The 18,972-nt window shown below is 70.1% G+C and carries 15 protein-coding genes; 8 read left to right on the top strand and 7 right to left on the bottom strand.

Annotated features, from left to right (window positions below; translation table 11 throughout):
* Positions 1-367 precede the first annotated feature (367 nt).
* Entirely contained in the window at positions 368-2,056 is a 1,689-nt protein-coding gene (locus MOV08_RS37165; protein WP_275310556.1) for a carbamoyltransferase N-terminal domain-containing protein, read from the top strand.
* A 246-nt stretch (positions 2,057-2,302) separates the two neighbouring features.
* Entirely contained in the window at positions 2,303-3,649 is a 1,347-nt protein-coding gene (locus MOV08_RS37160; protein ID WP_275310555.1) for an alpha/beta hydrolase family protein, read from the top strand.
* Between the two features lie 75 nt (positions 3,650-3,724).
* Here the strand turns inward: MOV08_RS37160 and MOV08_RS37155 are convergent, their stop codons facing one another.
* The 4 genes from MOV08_RS37155 to MOV08_RS37140 form a co-directional block, all read right to left on the bottom strand.
* On the bottom strand, positions 3,725-4,615 hold the full coding sequence (locus tag MOV08_RS37155) for a trypsin-like serine peptidase (protein WP_275310554.1): 891 nt from the start codon (positions 4,613-4,615) through the stop codon (positions 3,725-3,727).
* A gap of 180 nt (positions 4,616-4,795) precedes the next feature.
* Positions 4,796-5,446 carry a response regulator gene (locus MOV08_RS37150; protein WP_039638636.1) on the bottom strand — a complete coding sequence of 217 codons (651 nt, stop codon included), beginning with the start codon at positions 5,444-5,446 and terminating at the stop codon, positions 4,796-4,798.
* 96 nt (positions 5,447-5,542) lie between these two features.
* Positions 5,543-7,249 carry a sensor histidine kinase gene (locus MOV08_RS37145; RefSeq protein WP_275312010.1) on the bottom strand — a complete coding sequence of 569 codons (1,707 nt, stop codon included), beginning with the start codon at positions 7,247-7,249 and terminating at the stop codon, positions 5,543-5,545.
* A 340-nt stretch (positions 7,250-7,589) separates the two neighbouring features.
* On the bottom strand, positions 7,590-7,934 hold the full coding sequence (locus tag MOV08_RS37140) for a hypothetical protein (protein ID WP_039638634.1): 345 nt from the start codon (positions 7,932-7,934) through the stop codon (positions 7,590-7,592).
* A 236-nt stretch (positions 7,935-8,170) separates the two neighbouring features.
* Between MOV08_RS37140 and MOV08_RS37135 the strand changes: the two genes are divergently transcribed.
* Positions 8,171-8,797 (top strand): TetR/AcrR family transcriptional regulator, encoded by a 627-nt coding sequence (locus tag MOV08_RS37135; RefSeq protein WP_275310553.1) that lies wholly within the window; start codon positions 8,171-8,173, stop codon positions 8,795-8,797.
* 489 nt (positions 8,798-9,286) lie between these two features.
* On the opposite strand, the gene MOV08_RS37130 is transcribed toward MOV08_RS37135, so the two are convergent.
* On the bottom strand, positions 9,287-9,754 hold the full coding sequence (locus MOV08_RS37130; protein ID WP_275310552.1) for an ester cyclase: 468 nt from the start codon (positions 9,752-9,754) through the stop codon (positions 9,287-9,289).
* Between the two features lie 563 nt (positions 9,755-10,317).
* Here MOV08_RS37130 and MOV08_RS37125 point away from each other — a divergent pair.
* From MOV08_RS37125 to MOV08_RS37105, 5 genes are all read left to right on the top strand, one after another.
* On the top strand, positions 10,318-10,980 hold the full coding sequence (locus MOV08_RS37125) for a DUF4097 family beta strand repeat-containing protein (protein ID WP_275310551.1): 663 nt from the start codon (positions 10,318-10,320) through the stop codon (positions 10,978-10,980).
* Positions 10,981-11,048: 68 nt separating this feature from the next.
* Positions 11,049-12,293 carry a serine hydrolase domain-containing protein gene (locus tag MOV08_RS37120; protein ID WP_275310550.1) on the top strand — a complete coding sequence of 415 codons (1,245 nt, stop codon included), beginning with the start codon at positions 11,049-11,051 and terminating at the stop codon, positions 12,291-12,293.
* A 450-nt stretch (positions 12,294-12,743) separates the two neighbouring features.
* On the top strand, positions 12,744-14,456 hold the full coding sequence (locus tag MOV08_RS37115; protein WP_275310549.1) for an amidohydrolase: 1,713 nt from the start codon (positions 12,744-12,746) through the stop codon (positions 14,454-14,456).
* A gap of 49 nt (positions 14,457-14,505) precedes the next feature.
* Complete coding sequence (locus tag MOV08_RS37110) at positions 14,506-15,276, top strand: helix-turn-helix transcriptional regulator (protein ID WP_275310548.1); 771 nt, start codon at positions 14,506-14,508, stop codon at positions 15,274-15,276.
* A gap of 418 nt (positions 15,277-15,694) precedes the next feature.
* A complete protein-coding gene (locus tag MOV08_RS37105) occupies positions 15,695-16,537 on the top strand; it encodes an EamA family transporter (RefSeq protein ID WP_275310547.1) in 843 nt (280 codons plus the stop codon).
* A gap of 113 nt (positions 16,538-16,650) precedes the next feature.
* On the opposite strand, the gene MOV08_RS37100 is transcribed toward MOV08_RS37105, so the two are convergent.
* Both MOV08_RS37100 and MOV08_RS37095 read right to left on the bottom strand, forming a co-directional pair.
* Positions 16,651-17,802 carry a Gfo/Idh/MocA family protein gene (locus tag MOV08_RS37100; protein ID WP_275310546.1) on the bottom strand — a complete coding sequence of 384 codons (1,152 nt, stop codon included), beginning with the start codon at positions 17,800-17,802 and terminating at the stop codon, positions 16,651-16,653.
* A 180-nt stretch (positions 17,803-17,982) separates the two neighbouring features.
* The gene (locus MOV08_RS37095; protein WP_275310545.1) at positions 17,983-18,933 is read right to left on the bottom strand and encodes an alpha/beta hydrolase; all 951 of its coding nucleotides are present in this window, start codon (positions 18,931-18,933) and stop codon (positions 17,983-17,985) included.
* Positions 18,934-18,972: the final 39 nt, after the last annotated feature.

Raw genomic sequence — 18,972 nt, 5'->3', positions numbered from 1 at the left:
CTAATTCGATATTTCGAAGTTCCGCAAAAGAACCGCAAAATCCAGATGCCGACGTTCGCCGCATTCGACTATTCGGGTGTCCGTCATGGGTGAAGCGGGGCGCAGCGCGACCGTGAATTCCCCGTTGGCGAATCCCGGAAAGTCGTGCTGAGAATCCCATGGAGCAGATCGACACCAGGACGGTCGCGCACGGCCTCGGGAAGTGATGCCTGCGTGGACGCCGCTGCCACCCCATGACGGTTCCGTCGCCCGGACGACGAACCCCGGAGCAAGGGCCACCGGAGCACGGGTGCCCACCCGCTCGTGATGCGACCCGCTCGACACGTCGGAGAAGACGAGACACCTCGGAGAAGAGAGGCTGGAAGCAATGCTGATCTGCGGGCTGAAGCTGACACACGACGGCGGTCTCGCCGTCATCGAGGACGGCACGCTGCTGTGCAGCATCGAGATGGAGAAACTCGACGGCAATCCGCGCTACCAACCGCTGAACCGCCTGGAAACCGTCGAGGGCATCCTGGCCGGACAGGGAGTGAAGCTGTCCGACCTCGACGCCGTGGTGGTCGACGGGTGGATGGCGGCGCCGGGTGAACCCATGCCCATGCTGCGGGAGTTGACGCACCACGGGCGGTCGGTGGCCATCGAGGTCGCGCCGTACTCCGAGGGGGACGACAACGCCAAGGCGGCGCTGTATCGCTACGAGTTCGACGGCCTCCCGCTGGGCGACCGCGTCGTCCCGTACGCCAGTTACCACCACGTCACCCAACATCTGCTCGGGGCCTACTGCACCAGCCCGTTCGCCGCCCGCGGCGAATCCGCACTCGGGATCGTCTGGGACGGCGGCACCGTTCCCCGGCTGTACAGGGTGGACACCGCTCCCTTCCGGGTACGGAGCCTGGGCCCCCTCTTCCCCCTCTACGGCAATGCCTTCGCCGACTACTGCGCCCAGTGGGACCCGTTCCGCTCCCGGGAGGCACCGCAGCGGGACGAGCAGGAAATCACCAACGCCGCCGTGCCCCGGAATCTCGACGTGGCGGGCAAGGCGATGGCGTACGCCGCCCTGGGACGGGACGAACCGGCCCTGTACCGGGCCTTCGACACCCAACTGGACGGTATTCCACTCACGTTCGACACCGGCATCGAGCTGGCCGAGTGGTGCCGTGCGCACCGCGACGAGGTGTTGCCCGGCGGTTCGGAAGCCGACTTCATCGCGAGTTTCCAGGGCTATCTCGGCGCCAGGCTGCTGACCGCGCTGCGCGAACGCCTGGCGGAACTCGCACCCGACCTGCGCAGCCCGAATCTGTGTCTGTCGGGCGGGTGCGCCCTCAACATCAAGTGGAACAGTCTGATCCGGTCCAGCGGCCTCTTCGCCGAGGTATGGATTCCGCCGTTCCCGAACGACTCCGGCGCCGCGATCGGCACCGCGGTCGCCGAGATGGTGAGCCGGGAGGGCAGAACCGCCCTGGACTGGGATGTGTTCCGCGGCCCCCGGCTGTTGCCGGTGACCGACGTACCCGGGTGGACATGGGAACCGTGCGACGCCGCCGGGCTCGCCAAGGTGCTCCACGAAACCGCGGCGCCGGTCGTGGTCCTCAACGGGCGGGCCGAGTTGGGGCCCCGCGCGCTCGGTGGCCGCAGCATCCTCGCCCCGGCCACCGACCCGAAGACGAAGGACCGGCTCAACGACATCAAGGGCCGCGCCAACTACCGGCCGGTCGCCCCGATCTGCCTGGAACACCGGGCACCGGAGATCTTCGCCCCCGGCTGCCCGGACCCGTACATGCTCTTCGACCACGAGGTACGCCCCGGGTGGCACACGAAGATCCCGGCCGTCGTCCACCTCGACGGCACGGCCCGACTGCAGACCGTCACCGAGCGCGACAACCCATTGCTGGCCGCGGTGCTCATGGAATACGAGCAGCTCAGCGGCGTACCGGTGCTGTGCAACACCAGCGCCAACGACCAAGGGTGCGGCTTCTTCCCCGACGTGAGCGCGGCGGCACGCTGGGACCGCGCTGACCTGCTCTGGTCGGACGGGCGCCTGTACTCCCGGAAGTGACCGCGCACGAGCGGGCAGGCCCTGACCGCCACTGGTCAGGGCCTGCCCGCTCCATTCCCCGGTCCACCTCCAGGGCGGCAGTCTTCCCCAACGGGGGCTATCCCCAACACAGTTGGCGGGTCTGCTGGATGGGCTGCCGTTGCGATGCGAAGCAGGATCGTCGAGGAGTACCCGACCGAGGATTTCGGGAGGGAGATTCTTGAAGATCAGGGGGGCGGGATGCGGGTCCGGTGGGCTGTATGGCTGATGGTGGTGCTGGCTGCCCTGGCGGCAGCAGGCGGGGTGGCCGTGGCGCGCCCTGCCGGGCAGGGCACCGAGGAGAGCGTGGCGTTCCGCAGTGGGGACTTGACGCTGCACGGTACGGTCACGGCGCCTGCCGGGGCGGCCGGGCGGCGGCCCGGGATCGTGCTGGTGCACGGTTCGGGTCCCGAGAAGCGGGCGAACTACCAGGCCGAGGTCCAGGCCATGGCACGAGTCGGGTTCGTGGTTCTCAGCTACGACAAACGCGCCACGGGCTACTCGCAGACACAGCGGTCCTACGCCCAACTCGCCGACGACGCCCTGGCCGGCGTCCGGTTGCTGAGCAGGCGCGCCGATGTGGATCCCCACCAGGTCGGGCTCTGGGGGTTCAGCGAGGGCGGCTGGGTCGCTCCGCTGGCAGCCTCGCGCTCGACGCAGGTCTCGTACGTGGTGCTGGTCGGCGCATCCGGGGTGTCCCCGGCCAGGCAGTCGGCGTGGTCTGTGGAGAACAAACTCCGGCACGCAGGCGTCGCAGGATCACCACTGCGGACCCTGTCGGTCACCGGGACGCGGTTTCTCACGGATGCCGGTCTGCTCCCGGAGGCGGATTACGACTCGATGCCGGCGCTGCGGCGGCTACGCCAACCCGTGCTCGCCATATGGGGAAACGACCAGCAGTCACCTCCCGCGGAGAGCGCCAGCGCCATTGGGAAGGCACTGCGCGACGGCGGCAACACCGACGTGACGCTCCGCTTCTTCCCGCACGCCGACCACAAACTGCACGCCTCACCCGACGGTTTCCAGCGGGGCAGGCAGCTGACGCCCGGGTACGTCGACACCATGGCGTCCTGGGTGGCAGGACACGGGCACCGGGCCGACGGCGCCCTGCCCCACCAGGCCCGGCAGAGCCATGCTCTGGCCCCTCTCCGCGGATACCAGTCATCCGCGGCGCAGGCCGCAGGGGTCCTGTTCATGGTCGTTTCGTTCGCCGCGTACCTGTTGGGGGAACTGGTGCGGCGCCTGCGCGGGCGCCCTTGCGCTCCCGGGGCCGGCCGGGCACCGCGATGGCTGGCCACGACCGGACTGGCCACCGTGCTCGGCTTCGTGGGATACCTCGGCCTGGTGGCGACGACGCTGACCCCCGGCCCGGTGCTCGGCAGCCGTCCCGTGCTCTGGCTCGTCCTGCAACTCCTGACGGCCGGGACGGGCCTGGCGACCGCGGCCACCGCCCTGGGCTGGTGGCGGGCCAGGGCCTCGGCAACGGGCCGGACCCACGCCCGCCTCGGGCTGCTGGCGCTCGCCGGCGCGGTGTTCGTTGCCTGGGCACTGTTCTGGGGCCTGATGACGCCGTAGCCGACGCACTCCGAGGACGGCCGTGTGGACGGCATCAGCACACAACGCCCCACCCCTTCTACGGGAGTTGAACCTCTAGGGCGTCAGCCCCTGGCGCTCCTCGCCGATGGCCTTGTCGTAGAGGGATTTGATGGCGTCGTTGAAGTAGGGGCTGTAGGAGGTGTCGTCGGTGTCACCGCCGGTCTGGTAGCCACCGATGACACCGATGACCTCGCCGGTACGCGTGGCGCGGTTGAAGTGGGTCAGCCAGGGGCTGCCGCTGGTTCCGCCGCTGTAGCCGGTGCAGTCCACCTTCATCTGGTCCGTCTGGAACTTGGTGGCCTTGTTGACGCACGAGATGGGGTCCTGGCCGCTGGCCGGATAGCCGGTGATCCGCACGTTGTTGCCGTAACCGGCGTTGTAGCCGAAGCTGTTGGCGCCCAGGACATCGGCGATCCGCTTGCCGTCGAGCTTGCCGACGATGACAAACCCCACGTCGTATCCGGGGTCGGAGGACTGCGCCCAGTGGTCGTCCACCACCATCTTGGTGATCGGCCAGATGCCGTTGGGGGTCTGCCCGTCGCGGTAGCCGGGGACGAACGCCAGGTCCGTCTGGTAGCCGCCGTCCTTGCCGGTGTGGATGCAGTGTGCCGCGGTGATCACCACGGACTTGCCGGGGCTGTCCACCACGCTCCCGGTGCAGAAGTGGTCGCCGTTGCCGCCGTGGCTGAACACCGCGCCCACCCGGGCGTTGGACGTGGTCGGCGGTGGGGTGTGCGAGATCCCCGGCTGGTGGCGGAAGGGCCGTGCGCCCCGCATCCGTTGTGCGGACCAGGTATGCGCGGCCCCGGTGGCACCGGCGAACGGCGAGGCCGAGGGGATTGCGGAGACCAGAGTGCCCTGTGCCGGTACGTCGCCGGTGGCACAACCCGACACGGCAGCCAGACCGGCGAGCATGACGACTGCTACAGCAGACCTATGACGCATGGTGGGATGGTAGGCACCTACCGTGCAGTTCAGGGGCGCCTGGCCACTGCTACTGGTGTTCCCCGGAGAGCGGAGGGCGCTGGTGCGCCCCGTCTTGACGACTTCGCGCCCTGCCGACCGCCGCTCCACCACCGGCAGGCTTGCGCGCCAGCCGGCTCGGTGCCGGGCCGGCTGGCGGGATCAGCCTGTCAGGCCCGCGTCCCGTGCCAGGAGTGCTGCCTGTACCCGGTTCGCGCAGTCCAGTTTGGCCAGGATCCGGCTCACGTAGGTCTTGACCGTTGCCTCGCTCATGTGGAGTCGCTGCCCGGCGTCCGCGTTGGAGCGGCCCTCGCCCAGGAGGGCCAGCACCTCCAGTTCGCGTTCGGTCAGTGTCTCCAGCCGGCGGCGCTGCTCGGCGCGGAGCGTGGTACGGCCGGAGGCCAGCGAGTCCACGACGTGCCGGGTGGCGCCCGGCGACAGGTACGCCTGACCGGCGGCCGCGGCGCGCACCGCGCGGATGAGTTCCGCGGGTGCCGAGTCCTTGAGCAAGAAGCCCGCGCTGCCCTCGGTCAGCGCGTGCAGCACGTTCTGCTGCGCGCCGAAGGTGGTGAGGATCAGTACGCGGGTGTCGGGGACGGTCCGGCGTAGTTCGGTCAGGGCTGTCAGCCCGTCCATGACCGGCATCTGGATGTCGAGCAGCGCCACATCGATCCGCTGGGCGCGTGCCAACTCGATCGCCTCGCGGCCGTTGGCCGCCTCCGCGATCACGTCGATGTCGTCGGCCGAGGTGAGAATCATCCTGATGCCGGCCCGGATGAGCGGCTCGTCATCGGTGATGAGAACCCTGATCACGTCTCTCCTGCGCTGTCCCGAGCGGTCATCCTGACATCATCCCCGAACGGGCCCACCCGCATGAGCCCCCTCCGGTCACCGCGAAGCCGGTCTCCGTCAGTTCCTGACCTCGAAGGACTTCTTCTCGATCAGCCTGCCATCCTTGAAGCAGAACCGGAAAACCGGGTCCCTGTACCAGGCGCTCCCGGCCTCGGTGGACATCAGGGCGAGGCACTTCGCCCCCTTCGGCTCCGGCGGCGCGCCCTTGTCCAGACCGTTGACCAGGAACGAGTCGCCGTGCGGCAGCCGCGCACGGACCTCCGCCTCGGACTGGCCCACCTTCACCGCGTCGTACTGCTTCGGATCGATCGTGGCCTTGTCCGACTCCCCTGCCAGGAAGAGCGCGGCGAGGACCCCGGCGACCATCAGCAGCACCAGGATCGCTGCCGCAATCCCGCAACCGATCACTATGCCGCTTCGCTTCTTGTTCGTGCTCATTGCCCTGACCAGCTCCTTCGGCAGACCGCTCCCGTCGATGACCAGGTCACCCTCGCCCGGAGCGACCGCCGGGTTCTGCTGCCGAAAGTCGTGTGCCGGATCGACGAACGTTGCCGTCGCTCTCCCGGCGGCGCTGCTGGGGGCACCGCCCTCCGGCGGGGTGTAGGGCAGCACGCCGGCCAGTCGGAAGCCGCCGTCCGCGGTCCGGCCGGTGTGCACCATGCCTCCGACGAGTCGGGTCCGCTCCCCGAGCCCGGTCAAGCCCTGGCCGCCGCTCACCACGCTTCGTCGGCCATCCGCCGTCCCTGGGGCGGCGGCGTTGACGACCTCCACCACCAGGGCATCCGGCTCGTAGCGCAGCTCGATGGCGATCGAGGCACCCGGGGCGTGCTTGTGGGCGTTGGTCAGGCCCTCCTGCACGACGCGGTACGCCGCGTGATCGGCGGTCGGGGCGAGCGGGCGCGGCTCGCCGGAGCGCCGCAGCTCCACGGTCGTCCCCGCGCTCCGGGACGCCGCCACCAGGCCCTCGATGCCGGCCACCCCGCGCGACGACGCCATCGCGTCCTCCTCCCCCATGGCCTGCAGGGCCTGGGAGGCACTGTCCTGCCGGGGATTCTCGGTGCCGTCCCGGAGCAGTCCCACCACCTCGCGCAGCTCGTGCATCGCGGCCACCGATGCCTCGCGCAGCACCCCTACGGCCTCCCGCTGCGCTCCGGTCAGCTCCCGATCCACCTCCAGTGCGCCGGCGTGCACCGAGATGAGCGTGAGCTGATGCCCGAGGCTGTCGTGCATGTCCTGCGCGATGCGCTGACGCTCCCGCATCCGGGCCTGTCCGGCGATCATCGCGCGTTCGCGCAGCAGCTGGGCGTTGTACTCCCGAAGGGTGTCCGCCAGCGTGCGGCGCTGCGACCAGTAGCGACTGATCAGGCCGGGGACGACGAGCACGACCAGCAGGAACGGGGCGGCGAAGGCCAGGAAGAACAGTGCGGGGGACGTGACCTGCAGAAGCCACAGGCCGAGGGCGAGGACATACGCGGTGGCGAAGGTGAGGGCTGCCCTGCCGACCCCGCTGATCCGCCGCCCGGCCGACCACGCGGCGACCAGAACCAGCGGGCCCAGGCCGCCGAACTCGGCCGAGCCGACGGCGGTGATCAGAAGCACCGCCGCGGGCAGGACCCGGCGCAACAGTGACAGCAGCGCAGCGGCCAGGGCCACCGCCACGATCCGTACGGTGCCGCCGGTGCCCAGGGCCTCGCCGGCGGCCGCCAGCAGGCCGAGCACCAGGCTCAGCAGCACTTCACCCGCAACGCGCCCAGGCGTCCACATCCCGGGGGCGAACAGCGCCCTGCCCGAATCGGCCAGCCGCTGGGGCGCCGTGCGCCACCATGCCGCCAGCACTCGGCGAGCCGATACCACAGGGCCTGTACGTTCCACACGAGTCACGCGGCCACGTTAGGCAGCCGTGGCCGGAAACCGCACCCGCCATTGGTCGCGTCGGCCCACGACGAAAGTTGACCGGACGCAGCCGACCGCCGCCACTGCCGTCCGTCATCACTTCCATCCGGAAAGCTGCGCGGCCAAGCGACTTTCGTCGGGCCGGCCCTCCTACGGTGCCTCCCACGGCACTGTCACCGTGACCTCGATCCGCCTCCGGCTCATGGCATGATCAGCCAGCTTCCAGGGCCTCGGCTCGCTTCGCGAGGTCCGCCGCGATGTCGTCCCAGTCCGGTCCGTGCAGCCGCAGGCTATGGGCGGCCTCCCGCATCAGCACCGGCTCGTCCGGCCGCTGCAACAACACCAGCCGATAGGCCAGATTCCGTACCCAGACCGGCAACTGGCCGTCCACCAGGTGCGGACTGAGCTCACGCAGCATGGCCAGGATTTCCTCCGCGTCCGCGAAGGTCAGCTTCTCGACGAAGTAGCGCTCGTCGTGTTCCTGGTCGCACTCCGGCGTGGGTCGGTACTCGTCTCCGTAGAGACACCGGGCGTGCCGCGTCAGGCTGCTGTGCATGACGTGGATCCTACGGGGCCGTGATCCGCCGGGCTGGCCGGGAGAGCATCACGGGGCGGCCGTCGGTCTGTTCGGGGCTCTCCACCGCCGGTCGATGGTCCGGGGCCTCGTGCTCGTGTTGGCGCAGGGCGGCCACGGCCCATGAACGTCGGACGGACCGGGGGGCAGCCCCGGCCCATGGGCGTCGCCAGTTTCCACGCTTGACAATGAAGTCAAACATTCGCTTGAGTTTAGGTGTGAGGCCAGAGAAGACAGACCTACGCCGCGAGGCCGGACGGCGGACGCGGGACGACCTACTGGCGGCCACGCTCGACCTGCTGGCGCAACGGGGACAGGAAGGGGTGACCCTCCGCGAGATCACCCAGAACGCCGGAGCCAACGTGTCTGCGGTGAGCTACCACTTCGGATCACTGAAGGCGCTGTGCGACACGGCGGTCGAGCACGCGCTGGAGCGATACCTGGACGCGCAGATCCGGGAGCTCGACACCCTCGCGGGGGACGCGTCGCTGAGTGAGCTGGCCGAGGCGTTCGCGCGACCGATGGTGAACGCGTTGGTGACCGGCGGCCGGGATCTGGCCGTGATGCGGACCGTGGCGCGGGTCGGGATCGACCCGCCCGAGGGGTGGGAGAGGCTGTCCGGGAAGTTCGAGGAGGCCCGGCGTCAGGCGGTGCGGGTGCTGATTGCGAACCTTCCGGGGGTCGACGAGCGCGAGCTCGCCTTCCGCACCCGCTGCGCGGCCGGCCTGCTGAACTGGCTTGCCCTGGCGCCCATCGGGGCCGAACTGGCAGCCGAACCCGCCGAACAGGTCGAGCGCATGCTCTTCCCCGTGGTGGCCGGGGCGTTCCGGGGAGCCCATCAGTAGCGCCTCGCCCCGCCAGGCAGCCACGTCCGGCGCGGAGCGTGCCCCAGGAGCGACTCCAGGGCGAGTTGCCGAAGTTCGGTACCGGCGCTCTCCGGTCGCCCTCGGCGTGCCGAAGGACGCCCTGCACTACCTGTACGACGAGTGGCACAACAAGGCCCTGGGCCCGGCCTCTTACGGCACTGCGGCCCGCACCCGCTCCACCGAGCAGCTACGCCTGGCCGCCGCCGCAGCGCGCCGAGGAGCTGCGAGCGGAAAACCCGGACTGGGTCTTCCGCCCCGCCGGCTCCGCGTCGGGCCTCGACGACATCGGCCACCTCGGTTTCGAGTACGGCCCGCCCGACCGGTCTCCGGTGGTGACCGGCATGGACATCGCCCGAAGCAAGGACGGCGTCATCGTCGAGCTCTACACGATCGTCACCGAGATCCGCCCAGAACGGGAAGGCGCACACCCATAGAAAGGGCGTGCACCTTCACCAGGCGAGGTACCGGTCAGTTCGGCACGAAGGCCGACGCCTCGACGGCGGCGACGAAATCCGGCTGCACGCCGAGCTGGGCGAGCATGACACTGAGCCCGACGTAGCAGTTGAACTCCTTGATCCTGCCGTTCTCGACGTACCAGAAGTCGGCGGTGGGGATGCTGAGCCGGGCGCCGGTCGGCCGGACAGTGCCGGCGGGCGTCTCGAACGGGCCGGTGAAGGTGCCCTCGATGGTCAGCTCGACGGCGACCACATTGCCCATGACGTGGAACCGGTGCAGTTCACGGTGCACGTCGGGGGCCAGCGCCGCCATGGAGGCGACCAGGTCACCCAAGTGCTCGCCACGGTAGGTCTCGCCGGCGACGACGTTGTTGAAAACGCCGTCGTCTGCGAACAGGTCGATGAAGCCCTGCACGTCCAGGACGCTGCCTTCGGCTGCCCGGTACGCCGCCCGGACCACGGTCTCCGCATCGGTGCTCATGACGCCCTCCCACTCGCGAGAATCCAATCAAACGCTTGATTAAGCGTGCCCCGGGCTCCCAATCTTGTCAATCGATCGTTTGAATTCATCAACCTGGCCGCCGCGAGCGGGGCGTCACGCCCTGCGCCACGGACCGTCGGTTGCGCGAGGAGCCGTAAGTGGACGCAAGAGCAGGCTGGTCGGGCCTGGGGCAGCATGGCGCTGTCACGGTCGACCGCGGCGGCGGCCGACCGTTCCCCTCGCAACCTTCCGCTCACAGGAAGCCGGTGAACCAGGGCAACCGCCCAGTGGAACGCGGCGGTCGACAAGCGCTTCACGCGCGCACCCGAGGAACTCGCGCACCGGCGGGCCAAGCGCCTCCGCCATAGCGTTCACCTTCAATTCATTGCAACGATTGGCCACTTGGTCATTGCATTAGCCGAGAAGACGTTGCAACGATTTCCGCCAACCCACCTGCATCGATGCACTTTTCGTGCAAGGAACTAGTTGTCGAGATGCAGAAAGCAACGTAGCGTTTCCATCGTTCGGAAACAGCCGGACCGTAAACACAAAGGGAGCGCACAATGCAGAAGTTCGACACCCCCACCCCGATCTCCGCCGTCCTGAACATCCCCGCCGGGCGCGTCCAGTTCATCGCCGCGGAGCGGGCCGACACCGTGGTGGAGGTCCTGCCCGCCAACGCCTCGAAGGGCCGGGACGTGAAGGCGGCGGAGCAGACCTCGGTGGAATACGCCGACGGGGTCCTGCGGATCGTGTCAGCGGCGAAGGACCAGTACTTCGGCCCTTCGGGGTCGGTCGAGGTGACGGTCAAGCTGCCCGCCGGTTCCCGAGTTGAGGCCAGGACCGCCAGCGCCGAACTGCGGACCCTCGGCCGACTCGGCGACGTCGTCTTCGAAGGGGCCTACCGCCAGATCAAGTTGGACGAGACCGCCAGCCTGCAGCTGACCGCGGTCGACGGCGACGTCGAGGTCGGCCGGCTGGGCGGGCCTGCGGAGATCAGCACCGCACGGGGCGACATCCGGATCGCTGAGGCCACCGGCGGCAAGGTCGTGCTCCACACCCAGGCCGGCGACATCTCGGTCGGCGCCGCCGGCGGCGTCTCGGCCGCCCTCGACGCCGGCACCGCCCACGGCCGCGTCAGCAACGCACTCAAGAACGACGGCACCGCCGACCTCGACATCCGCGCCACCACCTCCCACGGCGACATCACCGCCCGCAGCCTCTGACCGCCCGACCAACCACCAATCACCAATCACCAATCACCAATCACACGCATCTCACAAGGAGCCACACCATGTCCGTCAACATCACTCCGGGTCAGCACGGCGGCTTCTCCGAAACCGGGCTGCGCAGGGTGCGCGACGTGTTGGCGCGGCACGTGGAGTCCGGAAAGATTCCCGGACTCGTCGCCCTGGTCAGCCGGGGCGGTCACGCGCACGTCGAAGCGATCGGCACGATGCGCCACGACGGCGGGGCACCCATGCGCAGGGACACGATCTTCCGGATGGCCTCGACAACCAAGCCGGTCACGATGGCGGCGGCGATGGTCCTGCTGGACGAGTGCCGGCTGCGCCTGGACGACCTGGTCGAGCCGTGGCTGCCCGAACTCGCCGATCGCCAAGTGCTCAAGCGGGTCGACGGCCCGCTTGAGGACACCGTCCCGGCGCGGCGGCCGATCACCGTACGGGACCTGGTGACCTCCACCTTCGGCCTGGGCATGGATCTGACGGCGCTGGGCACCCCGATCATGGACGCGGTCTTCGAGCGGGGCATCTTCAGCCAGAGCGCGACGGCGGTGGCCGCGCCGGACGAGTGGATGCGCCAACTGGCCACGCTGCCGCTGATGCACCAGCCCGGAGAACACTGGCAGTACCAGATCAGCAACGACCTCCTCGGTGTCCTCATCGCCCGGGTCACCGGCCAGTCGTTCGACACGTTCCTGCACGAACGGATCTTCGGCCCGCTGGGCATGAAGGACACCGGCTTCCACGTGCCCGCCGGCAAGATCGACCGGCTGCCGCCCTGCTACACACCCGACCCGCAGACCGGGGAGTTCACCGTGTGGGACGAGGCGGTGGGCGGGCAGTACAGCACGCCTCCGGCGTTCCCGTCAGGCGGCGGCGGCCTGGTCTCCACCGTCGACGACTACCACGCCTACTTCCGCATGCTGCTCAACGGCGGGATACACGAGGGCGAACGCATCCTGTCCCGGCCCGCCGTGGAACTGATGACCACCAACTGCCTCACCCCCGAACAGAACGCCGCCCGCAACGACCTGGCCCGCAACAACGTCCACATCTCCTTCGGCCAAGGACAGCACGGCGGTTGGGGCTACGGCATGGCGGTACGCACCTACCGCGGCGACTACGCGCCCATCGGCCAGTTCGGCTGGGACGGCGGCACCGGCACCACCGTCTACGCCGACCCGCACAACGGGCTCGTCGGCGTCCTCCTCACCCAGGTCGGGCTGTCCCTCCCCACCCCGGCACAACTCATCCACGACTTCTGGACCACGCTCTACCAGGCCATCGACGACTGACGTACAAGGGGAGGCCGGCGACACCGCCGGACGACGCCGTGCCTGTGCGGCGCAGTCCGAGCACATGTCACAGCGGAGCGGCGGCACCTTGCCCCCGCAGCGCGCAACGGAACAGGGCCCGCAGGAGCAATCGCGGGCCCTGTTCCGTTGCGTCATGGGCCCGGGGAGACAAGAGATCACGACGGAGGCGCCCAACTGCGGCGCCCGCGCTGTACAGGCGTGCACCTCGCGGCCTCGGTCCCGTCCTGTCGAGCAGCGCGTTCGGCACGGCGGTTCACCCCGTGCCCTCCCGAAGCCCGATGCGTTCCTCAAGCGCGCGGCGTCAGCCCGCCACTGCGCGAGCGCGTATCGGTGGGATGACCGATGTGCGCTGGTGGAGGCGTGGTTCATAGTCCTCGGGAGATCGTTCGCGGGTGGCCGCGGTGCGCATGGTTTTTGAAAGGACCTTCCATGGACGCGTATGCAGATCTGGTGTTTCTCGACGGACGGGTGGTCACGGTCGATGCGGAATTCTCCATCGCCTCGGCACTCGCGGTGACCGGCGGGACCATCACTGCCGTTGGCGGGCGGGACGACGTCGCGCCACTCATCGGGCCCGACACCCGCGTCGTCGACCTGCACGGAGCGACGCTGCTCCCCGGCATCAACGATTCCCATCTGCACGGATGCGCCTTCGGCATGTCGACGCCACCGCTCTCCGTCGACCTCGGCCATCCCGCCGTGTCCTCCCTCGCGGACGTGGCCGAGGCGATACGGGAGGCCGTCGGGCTGGTCCCCGTCGGGCAGTGGATCACGGGGCACGGCTGGGACACCGGTTACCTCGACGAATGCGTCTGCGATCCGTCGCGGCTGCCCTCGCGGCACGACCTCGACGCCGTCAGCCCCGACCACCCCGTCGTCCTGTACTCCTTCTCCGGTCATGCCACCTGGGTCAACTCCAAGGCGCTGGAACTGATCGGGATCGACCGGCACTCCGTCGCGCCGCCCGGCGGGGCCATCGTCGTGGACGAGGCCGGTGAGCCGACCGGGCTCCTCCACGAAGGGGCCCAGGCCCTCGTCCAGAATGCACTGCCGCCGCTGAGCCGGCAGGAGCGGACCGACGCGATCAGGTCGACCCTCGCCACGCTCGCCCGGCTCGGCGTGACCAGCTACACCGAACCCGGGCTCGGCCCCGGCGGCGACGGCATCATGCGTGGCGCACTCGGCGCACAGACCCTCGACGTCTACCGCCGGCTGCTGGCCGACGGCGAACTGACCGCCCGCGTCGGCGTCCTGCTCCTGCCCACCGGAATGACCAGTACCGCCGAGGAGTTCGCCCGCGCCCTCGCCACCCTCACCGCCCCGGGCGAGGTCGCGGACACCGACCCGGGCCGCCTGACGATCCACGGGGTCAAGATCTTCGCCGACGGCATCGTCCCCAACAAGACGGCCTGGATGAACGAGCCGTACATCGGCGGCGGCTGCGGATCCCTGTGCGTCGGCGGCGAGACCGACAGCGAGAAGATCGCCGAGATCGACGCCATCGTCCAGCACGCCCACGCCGCCGGGCACCAGATGGGCGTCCACGTCACCGGCGACCGGGCCATCGACACCGTCACGGACGCCTTCGCCGCGGCCATGGCCGAACACCCGCGGCCCGACGCCCGCCACTACGTCATCCACGGCGACTTCCTCACCGCCCGCAGCATGAAGGTGCTGGCCGCGCACGGCTTCGGCGTCAACATGAACCCCACCATCAAATGGACCGTCGCCGACATGGAGGAGGAGTTCGTCGGCGCCGAACGGGCCGCGTACGCATGGCCGTACCGCGATGTCCTCGACGCCGGCGTGCGCGTCGCAAGCGGGTCCGACGCCCCCGTGACCTCCCCGGACTGGCGCCAGGGCGTCGCCACCATGGTGCTGCGCGAGTCGAAGGCCGCCGGCCGGGTCAGCGGCCCCGAGCAGCGCATCGGCCTGGCCGAGGCGCTCCGTACGTACACGATCGACGCGGCCTGGCAGGACTTCGCCGACGACTGGAAGGGCTCCCTGGAACCGGGCAAGGTCGCCGACCTCTGTGTCCTCGACGGGGACCTGCTCACGGCCGACCCGCACGACATCCCGACGATGCCGGTCGTCCTCACCGTCCTCGACGGGCAGGTCGTGCACGACGCCCTCCGCAACTGACCTGACCCGTCGCGATTGACGTATTCCAGGCGCATGATCATCCTTGGGGGTGGCAGCGCAGCGGAGCACGGCGGACATCCTGGACGCGGCCGTCCACGTTCGCGAGGCCGCCCGAGGCGCCACGAGCGGCGCCACCGGGCTCGACGCGGTCCTGGCGGCACTGTCGGAGGTGATGGAGTACGACCACGCCTCCCTGACCCGATGGGATTCGCTGGGCCGGCGCCACACCACTCTGGCCGGGAGCTACCCGGACGAGGCCACCGCCTACATCGAGACCCGCCTCCACCACGACCCGGTGTTCGCCGTGCTCCACAGCCCGGCCCGAGGCGGTCTCTGGCTCAGGGACGTCCCCTGTCACCTCCTGGCGGCATCGCCGGGCTTCCAGGAGGTGCTCTCTCCCCTGGGCATCGAGGACGGCGTGGCCCAGTGCCTGTTCAGCGCCGACGGGCGGTACGTCGGCATGCTCAACGTCAGCACCCGCCGACCGCGGCGCACGCCCGACCCGGCGCGCGCCGTGGTCACCCTACTCACCGAGGCCCTCGCCGCGGCCGTCGCGCAAGGAGGCCCGCCGCGCGAGGAGGCCACCGCGACCGACCCCGCAGCGGACGCGCGGCGACCGGGTGGGCTCTCGCCACGGGAGGTCCAGGTGCTGGCCGAACTGACCACAGGGCGCACCAACAGAGAGATCGCCGAGCGGCTGTTCATCGCGCCGCGCACCGTGGGGACCCACATCGAGCACATCCTCGCCAAGCTGGACCTCCCCAACCGCGCGGCCGCCGCCGCCCGAGCCGTCGCCTGGGGAATCGGCTCCTCCCGCTGACGCGAGCCCCGCGGCGCGGAAACGATCTGCAGCGCGAACACCCCCTGGAAACTTCGGATTTCGTTGGCGATCGGGGGTTGTAGGCATGTTTTCTTCGTGTCACGCTCCCTCACGTCGCGACACCGAGATCCACCGCCTGACCCATGGCCGAACACGACGGCGTCGTGGTCGCACCCTCCGGCGACGTCCGCTTCAGCGAGCGGGCCCGCCAGGTCCTCCCCGCGCAACTGAGGGGCATACCGCGGGAGTACCAAGCGCAGGACATGGAGCTGCTGGCACGGCAGTTGCTCGGTCCTCGCGAAAGGTTGCATGCCGAGCCCGCGTTGCGGCGTGCCGAAGATGAAGGAGGTCACCCATCAGCCAGCTCCACACCCGCCGCGAACACACTGTCGCCGCGATCAGCAGAGGACTGGGTGCCATGCCTGCCCCAGCGCTGGTCACGGGCGGCGTGGTCGGCCTGCAGTGCGGAGCCGCGCTCACCACCCGGCTCTATCCGACCGTGGGGCCGGCAGGAGTGGTGACCCTGCGCCTGTGCATCGCCGCAGTGGTCCTCACCGCACTGTGGCGGCCGGGACTGCGAGGGGACCGTGGCACCCTCGGCATCGCGGCCGCCGCCGGCACCCTGCTCGCCGTCCATCACCTCGGCTACTACGAAGCGGTCGACCGCCTCCCGCTGGGTGCTGCCACCACCATGGAGTTCCTCGGCCCCTTCGCCATCGCGCTGTTCGGCTCACGCCGCGCCGCCGACCTGCTGTGGGCCGGCCTGGCCGCCGCCGGCGTCGTGCTGCTCAGCAACTCCGGCATCCCTCTCAACGCCGCGGGACTCGCCTTCGCCTCCCTCGCCGGATGCTGCTGGGGCGGCTACCTCCTCGTCGGCAAACGCCTGGCCGGACGCGTCCCCGACGGGCGCGGACTGGCCCTCGCCGTCACCTGGGGATCCCTGCTGAGCCTGCCCTACGGCATCGCACAAGCGGGCACCCGGCTCCTGGACCCCGGTACCCTCGCCCTGGCCACCGCCGTCGCCATACTCTCCAGCGTCCTCCCCTACACCTTCCACCTCGAAGCCCTCCGCCGCCTGCCACCCCGCGTCTTCGGCATCCTCACCAGCCTCGAACCCGCCGTCGGAGCGCTCATCGGCCTGCTCCTCCTCGGCCAGCACCTCGCCACCCCGCAATGGGCCGGGGTGCTCGCCGTCGCCCTCGCCTCCATCGGCGCCACCCGCCCCCCAGGCCGCACCCCCAGGCCGAGCACGGGCCGGTGATCCGCGCCCCGCACAGCCGCAGCGGGGTCGCCCGCCTCGGGCGTGCCCGTTCGCAGGTCAACTCGACGCCCCTCGGGGAAGGCGTCCCACAGCTCACGTTCCGGGGGGGACTATCAGGCTCGCTGCGCGAAGGTGGCTTTGCGTCCGGTGCGTGCCGCTTCTCGGATCCGCTCCAGCATGCCGTGTCGCCGGACGGCGTGCCGGAAGTCGGGAACGCCGTCCTCGTCCGGCCCAAGGTTCCCCGTGATCTGGTCGCGCAGCAGCGCGTACTCGTGCGCGACGTTGCAGGCGGGTTCGGCGGACCGCTCGGCCCATTGCGTCAACGACCGCTGGTAGCGGGCGGGAACCGGAAGTTCGGTCAAGGAGCCCTCCGTTCCCCGGGCGCCGTACAGCCGCAGCCGCCCCTGGAACCACAGGGCCTGGTCGGCCTTGACGACGAGATCGCCCTCCGTGCCGTTGATCTCCCAGTGAAACGCGGTGGCGCGGGACGTCCCACCGCGGAGGTGCATCGCGGCCACGGCCCCCGACTCCAGCACACCGGTGACGGCGATCTGGTCCTCCGCGGTCTTGGCCGCGACCGCCCCGCTCGTGGCGTGGGTGACCTCCGGGCGCAGGTTCTCGATGTGCGCCGACACTTCGCGGAACTCCCCGAGCGCCATGGTCAGTGCGTCGACCGAGTGCCCGAAGGGGATCGACAGCAGCGTGCCGCCGCTGGTGGCGTCCAGCACGTACGCATAGTTGTCGTCGTAGGTGGCGCCGCCGATCCAGCCCGACCCGAGCATGCTGGTCGACAGCACCCGCCCCACGTAACCCTCGGCGACCAGGTCCCGCAGATACCGAAGCGGCGGAGCCGACCGGGCCTGTAGGCCGACGGCTGTCAGCACACCCCTGCGATGCGCGAGGTCGGCCAACTCCTCGGCCTGCGCGAGGTCGGCCCCCAGTGGCCACTCGCTGAACACCGTCTTGCCCGCTTCCAGCGCGGGTCGGATGAGCTCCAGGTGGTGCGGAACCTTCACCGTCACCACCACGAGATCGACTTCCTCGCTGCGGGCCAGCTCCTGTGCGCTCCCGAAGGTCAGCGGCACCGCGTACTTCTCGCCGGCCGCACGCGCCGACTCGGCGCTGCTGGCGCTCAGCGCCCGCAACTCGTATCCGTCGAGCCCGGCCAGCGCCGGCACATGGGCGGTGGCCGCCCACCCGCCGCGCGCGCTCAGACCTACGACGCCGACGCGAATCGGCTCCCGATGAGAGGAAGTGGACGTCATGTGCACCCCATGCGTTCGCAATCGTCTGTTCTCACCTCAAAACGGCCCATGGCCATGGAGGACACGGTCCCAGCGTCCTGTTCGGCTACCTGTCGATCGGCTCTCCGTTCGTCGAGCCGCAAGGTCCTCGGAGCGGTCGAGGACGCCCCGGACGCGTGATCCTCGACCAGGCCGACGCCTTCATCGCCGCGCGGATCCCCGGAGCTGATGCTTGAGCCGGGTGTACAGCTCGGTGACGGCTGCGTCGGCTGCCGGGGAGACCGGGAAGAGGTTGAGGAAGCCGTGGATCAGCCCGGCGTAGGTGCGGGCGAAGACGTCGACGCCTGCGTCTTCCAGGGCCTGGGCGTAGGCGTTGCCCTCGTCGCGCAGGGGGTCGTACTGGGCGGTTGCGACGATGGCGGGGGCGAGGCCGGCGAAGCTGTCGGCACGCAGCGGGGAGACTTTGAACGAGCTGCGCAGGGCAGGGTCGTGGCCGGCGTAGAGGTGTTGCAGGTCCAGGACGTCCTGGGTGCTGAGGAAGTAGCCGTTCGCGTTCTCGGTGCGGGACAGGTGGTCGCCGACGAAGTCGGTGACGGGGTAGACCAACAGCTGGGCGGCGAGGGGCCGGCCCTCGTCGCGGAAGGTGAGGGCGACGGTGGCGGCCAGGTTGCCTCCGGCGCTGTCGCCCGCCACGGCGAGGCGGTCGCGGCGGCAGCCGTAGTCGTCGATGTGCTCGGCGATCCAGCGGGTGGCGGCCAGGCAGTCGTCGTAGGCGGCGGGGAAGGGGTGCTCCGGTGCCAGCCGGTACTCGACGGCCACGACCACGGCGTTCACGTCGCGGCACATCCGCCGGGTGACGTCGTCATGGGTGTCGAGATCGCCCGCGACGAAGCCGCCGCCGTGGAAGAAGACCACCGTCGGGAAGGGGCCGCCGCCGTCCGGCCGGTAGATGCGAACGGGAATCCGGCCGGCGGGTCCGGGGAGCGTGGTGTTCTCCACCGAACCGACGTCGATCGGCTCCGGCAGCACGGCGGTGGCGCCCATCTGCCGGTTCAGCTCCCGCAGGGTCCGCGGGTCGGTGTCGATGATCCGCGGAAGGGGGTGGGCGTTGACGTGGTCGAGCAGGGTCTCGATCGAGGGGTCCACGGGCATGGGGCAGCCTTTCTGAGGGTGGTCTGGGGCACCGCGCCG

Origin of the sequence: Streptomyces yunnanensis, from assembly GCF_029011865.1 — a bacterium.
Classification (GTDB): Bacteria; Actinomycetota; Actinomycetes; order Streptomycetales; family Streptomycetaceae; genus Streptomyces; species Streptomyces yunnanensis.
Note: the sequence above shows the minus strand (reverse complement) of the source record. Positions and strands in the feature narration are given on the sequence as shown.

What these genes read in the sequence shown, in the direction of transcription:
- MOV08_RS37165 (WP_275310556.1), top strand. Translation starts at nt 368, where the DNA reads ATGCTGATCTGCGGGCTGAAGCTGACACACGACGGCGGTCTCGCCGTC.
- MOV08_RS37160 (WP_275310555.1), top strand. Translation starts at nt 2,303, where the DNA reads ATGGTGGTGCTGGCTGCCCTGGCGGCAGCAGGCGGGGTGGCCGTGGCG.
- MOV08_RS37155 (WP_275310554.1), bottom strand. Translation starts at nt 4,615, where the DNA reads ATGCGTCATAGGTCTGCTGTAGCAGTCGTCATGCTCGCCGGTCTGGCT.
- MOV08_RS37145 (WP_275312010.1), bottom strand. Translation starts at nt 7,249, where the DNA reads ATGTGGACGCCTGGGCGCGTTGCGGGTGAAGTGCTGCTGAGCCTGGTG.
- MOV08_RS37140 (WP_039638634.1), bottom strand. Translation starts at nt 7,934, where the DNA reads ATGCACAGCAGCCTGACGCGGCACGCCCGGTGTCTCTACGGAGACGAG.
- MOV08_RS37130 (WP_275310552.1), bottom strand. Translation starts at nt 9,754, where the DNA reads ATGAGCACCGATGCGGAGACCGTGGTCCGGGCGGCGTACCGGGCAGCC.
- MOV08_RS37125 (WP_275310551.1), top strand. Translation starts at nt 10,318, where the DNA reads ATGCAGAAGTTCGACACCCCCACCCCGATCTCCGCCGTCCTGAACATC.
- MOV08_RS37120 (WP_275310550.1), top strand. Translation starts at nt 11,049, where the DNA reads ATGTCCGTCAACATCACTCCGGGTCAGCACGGCGGCTTCTCCGAAACC.
- MOV08_RS37115 (WP_275310549.1), top strand. Translation starts at nt 12,744, where the DNA reads ATGGACGCGTATGCAGATCTGGTGTTTCTCGACGGACGGGTGGTCACG.
- MOV08_RS37105 (WP_275310547.1), top strand. Translation starts at nt 15,695, where the DNA reads ATGCCTGCCCCAGCGCTGGTCACGGGCGGCGTGGTCGGCCTGCAGTGC.
- MOV08_RS37100 (WP_275310546.1), bottom strand. Translation starts at nt 17,802, where the DNA reads ATGACGTCCACTTCCTCTCATCGGGAGCCGATTCGCGTCGGCGTCGTA.
- MOV08_RS37095 (WP_275310545.1), bottom strand. Translation starts at nt 18,933, where the DNA reads ATGCCCGTGGACCCCTCGATCGAGACCCTGCTCGACCACGTCAACGCC.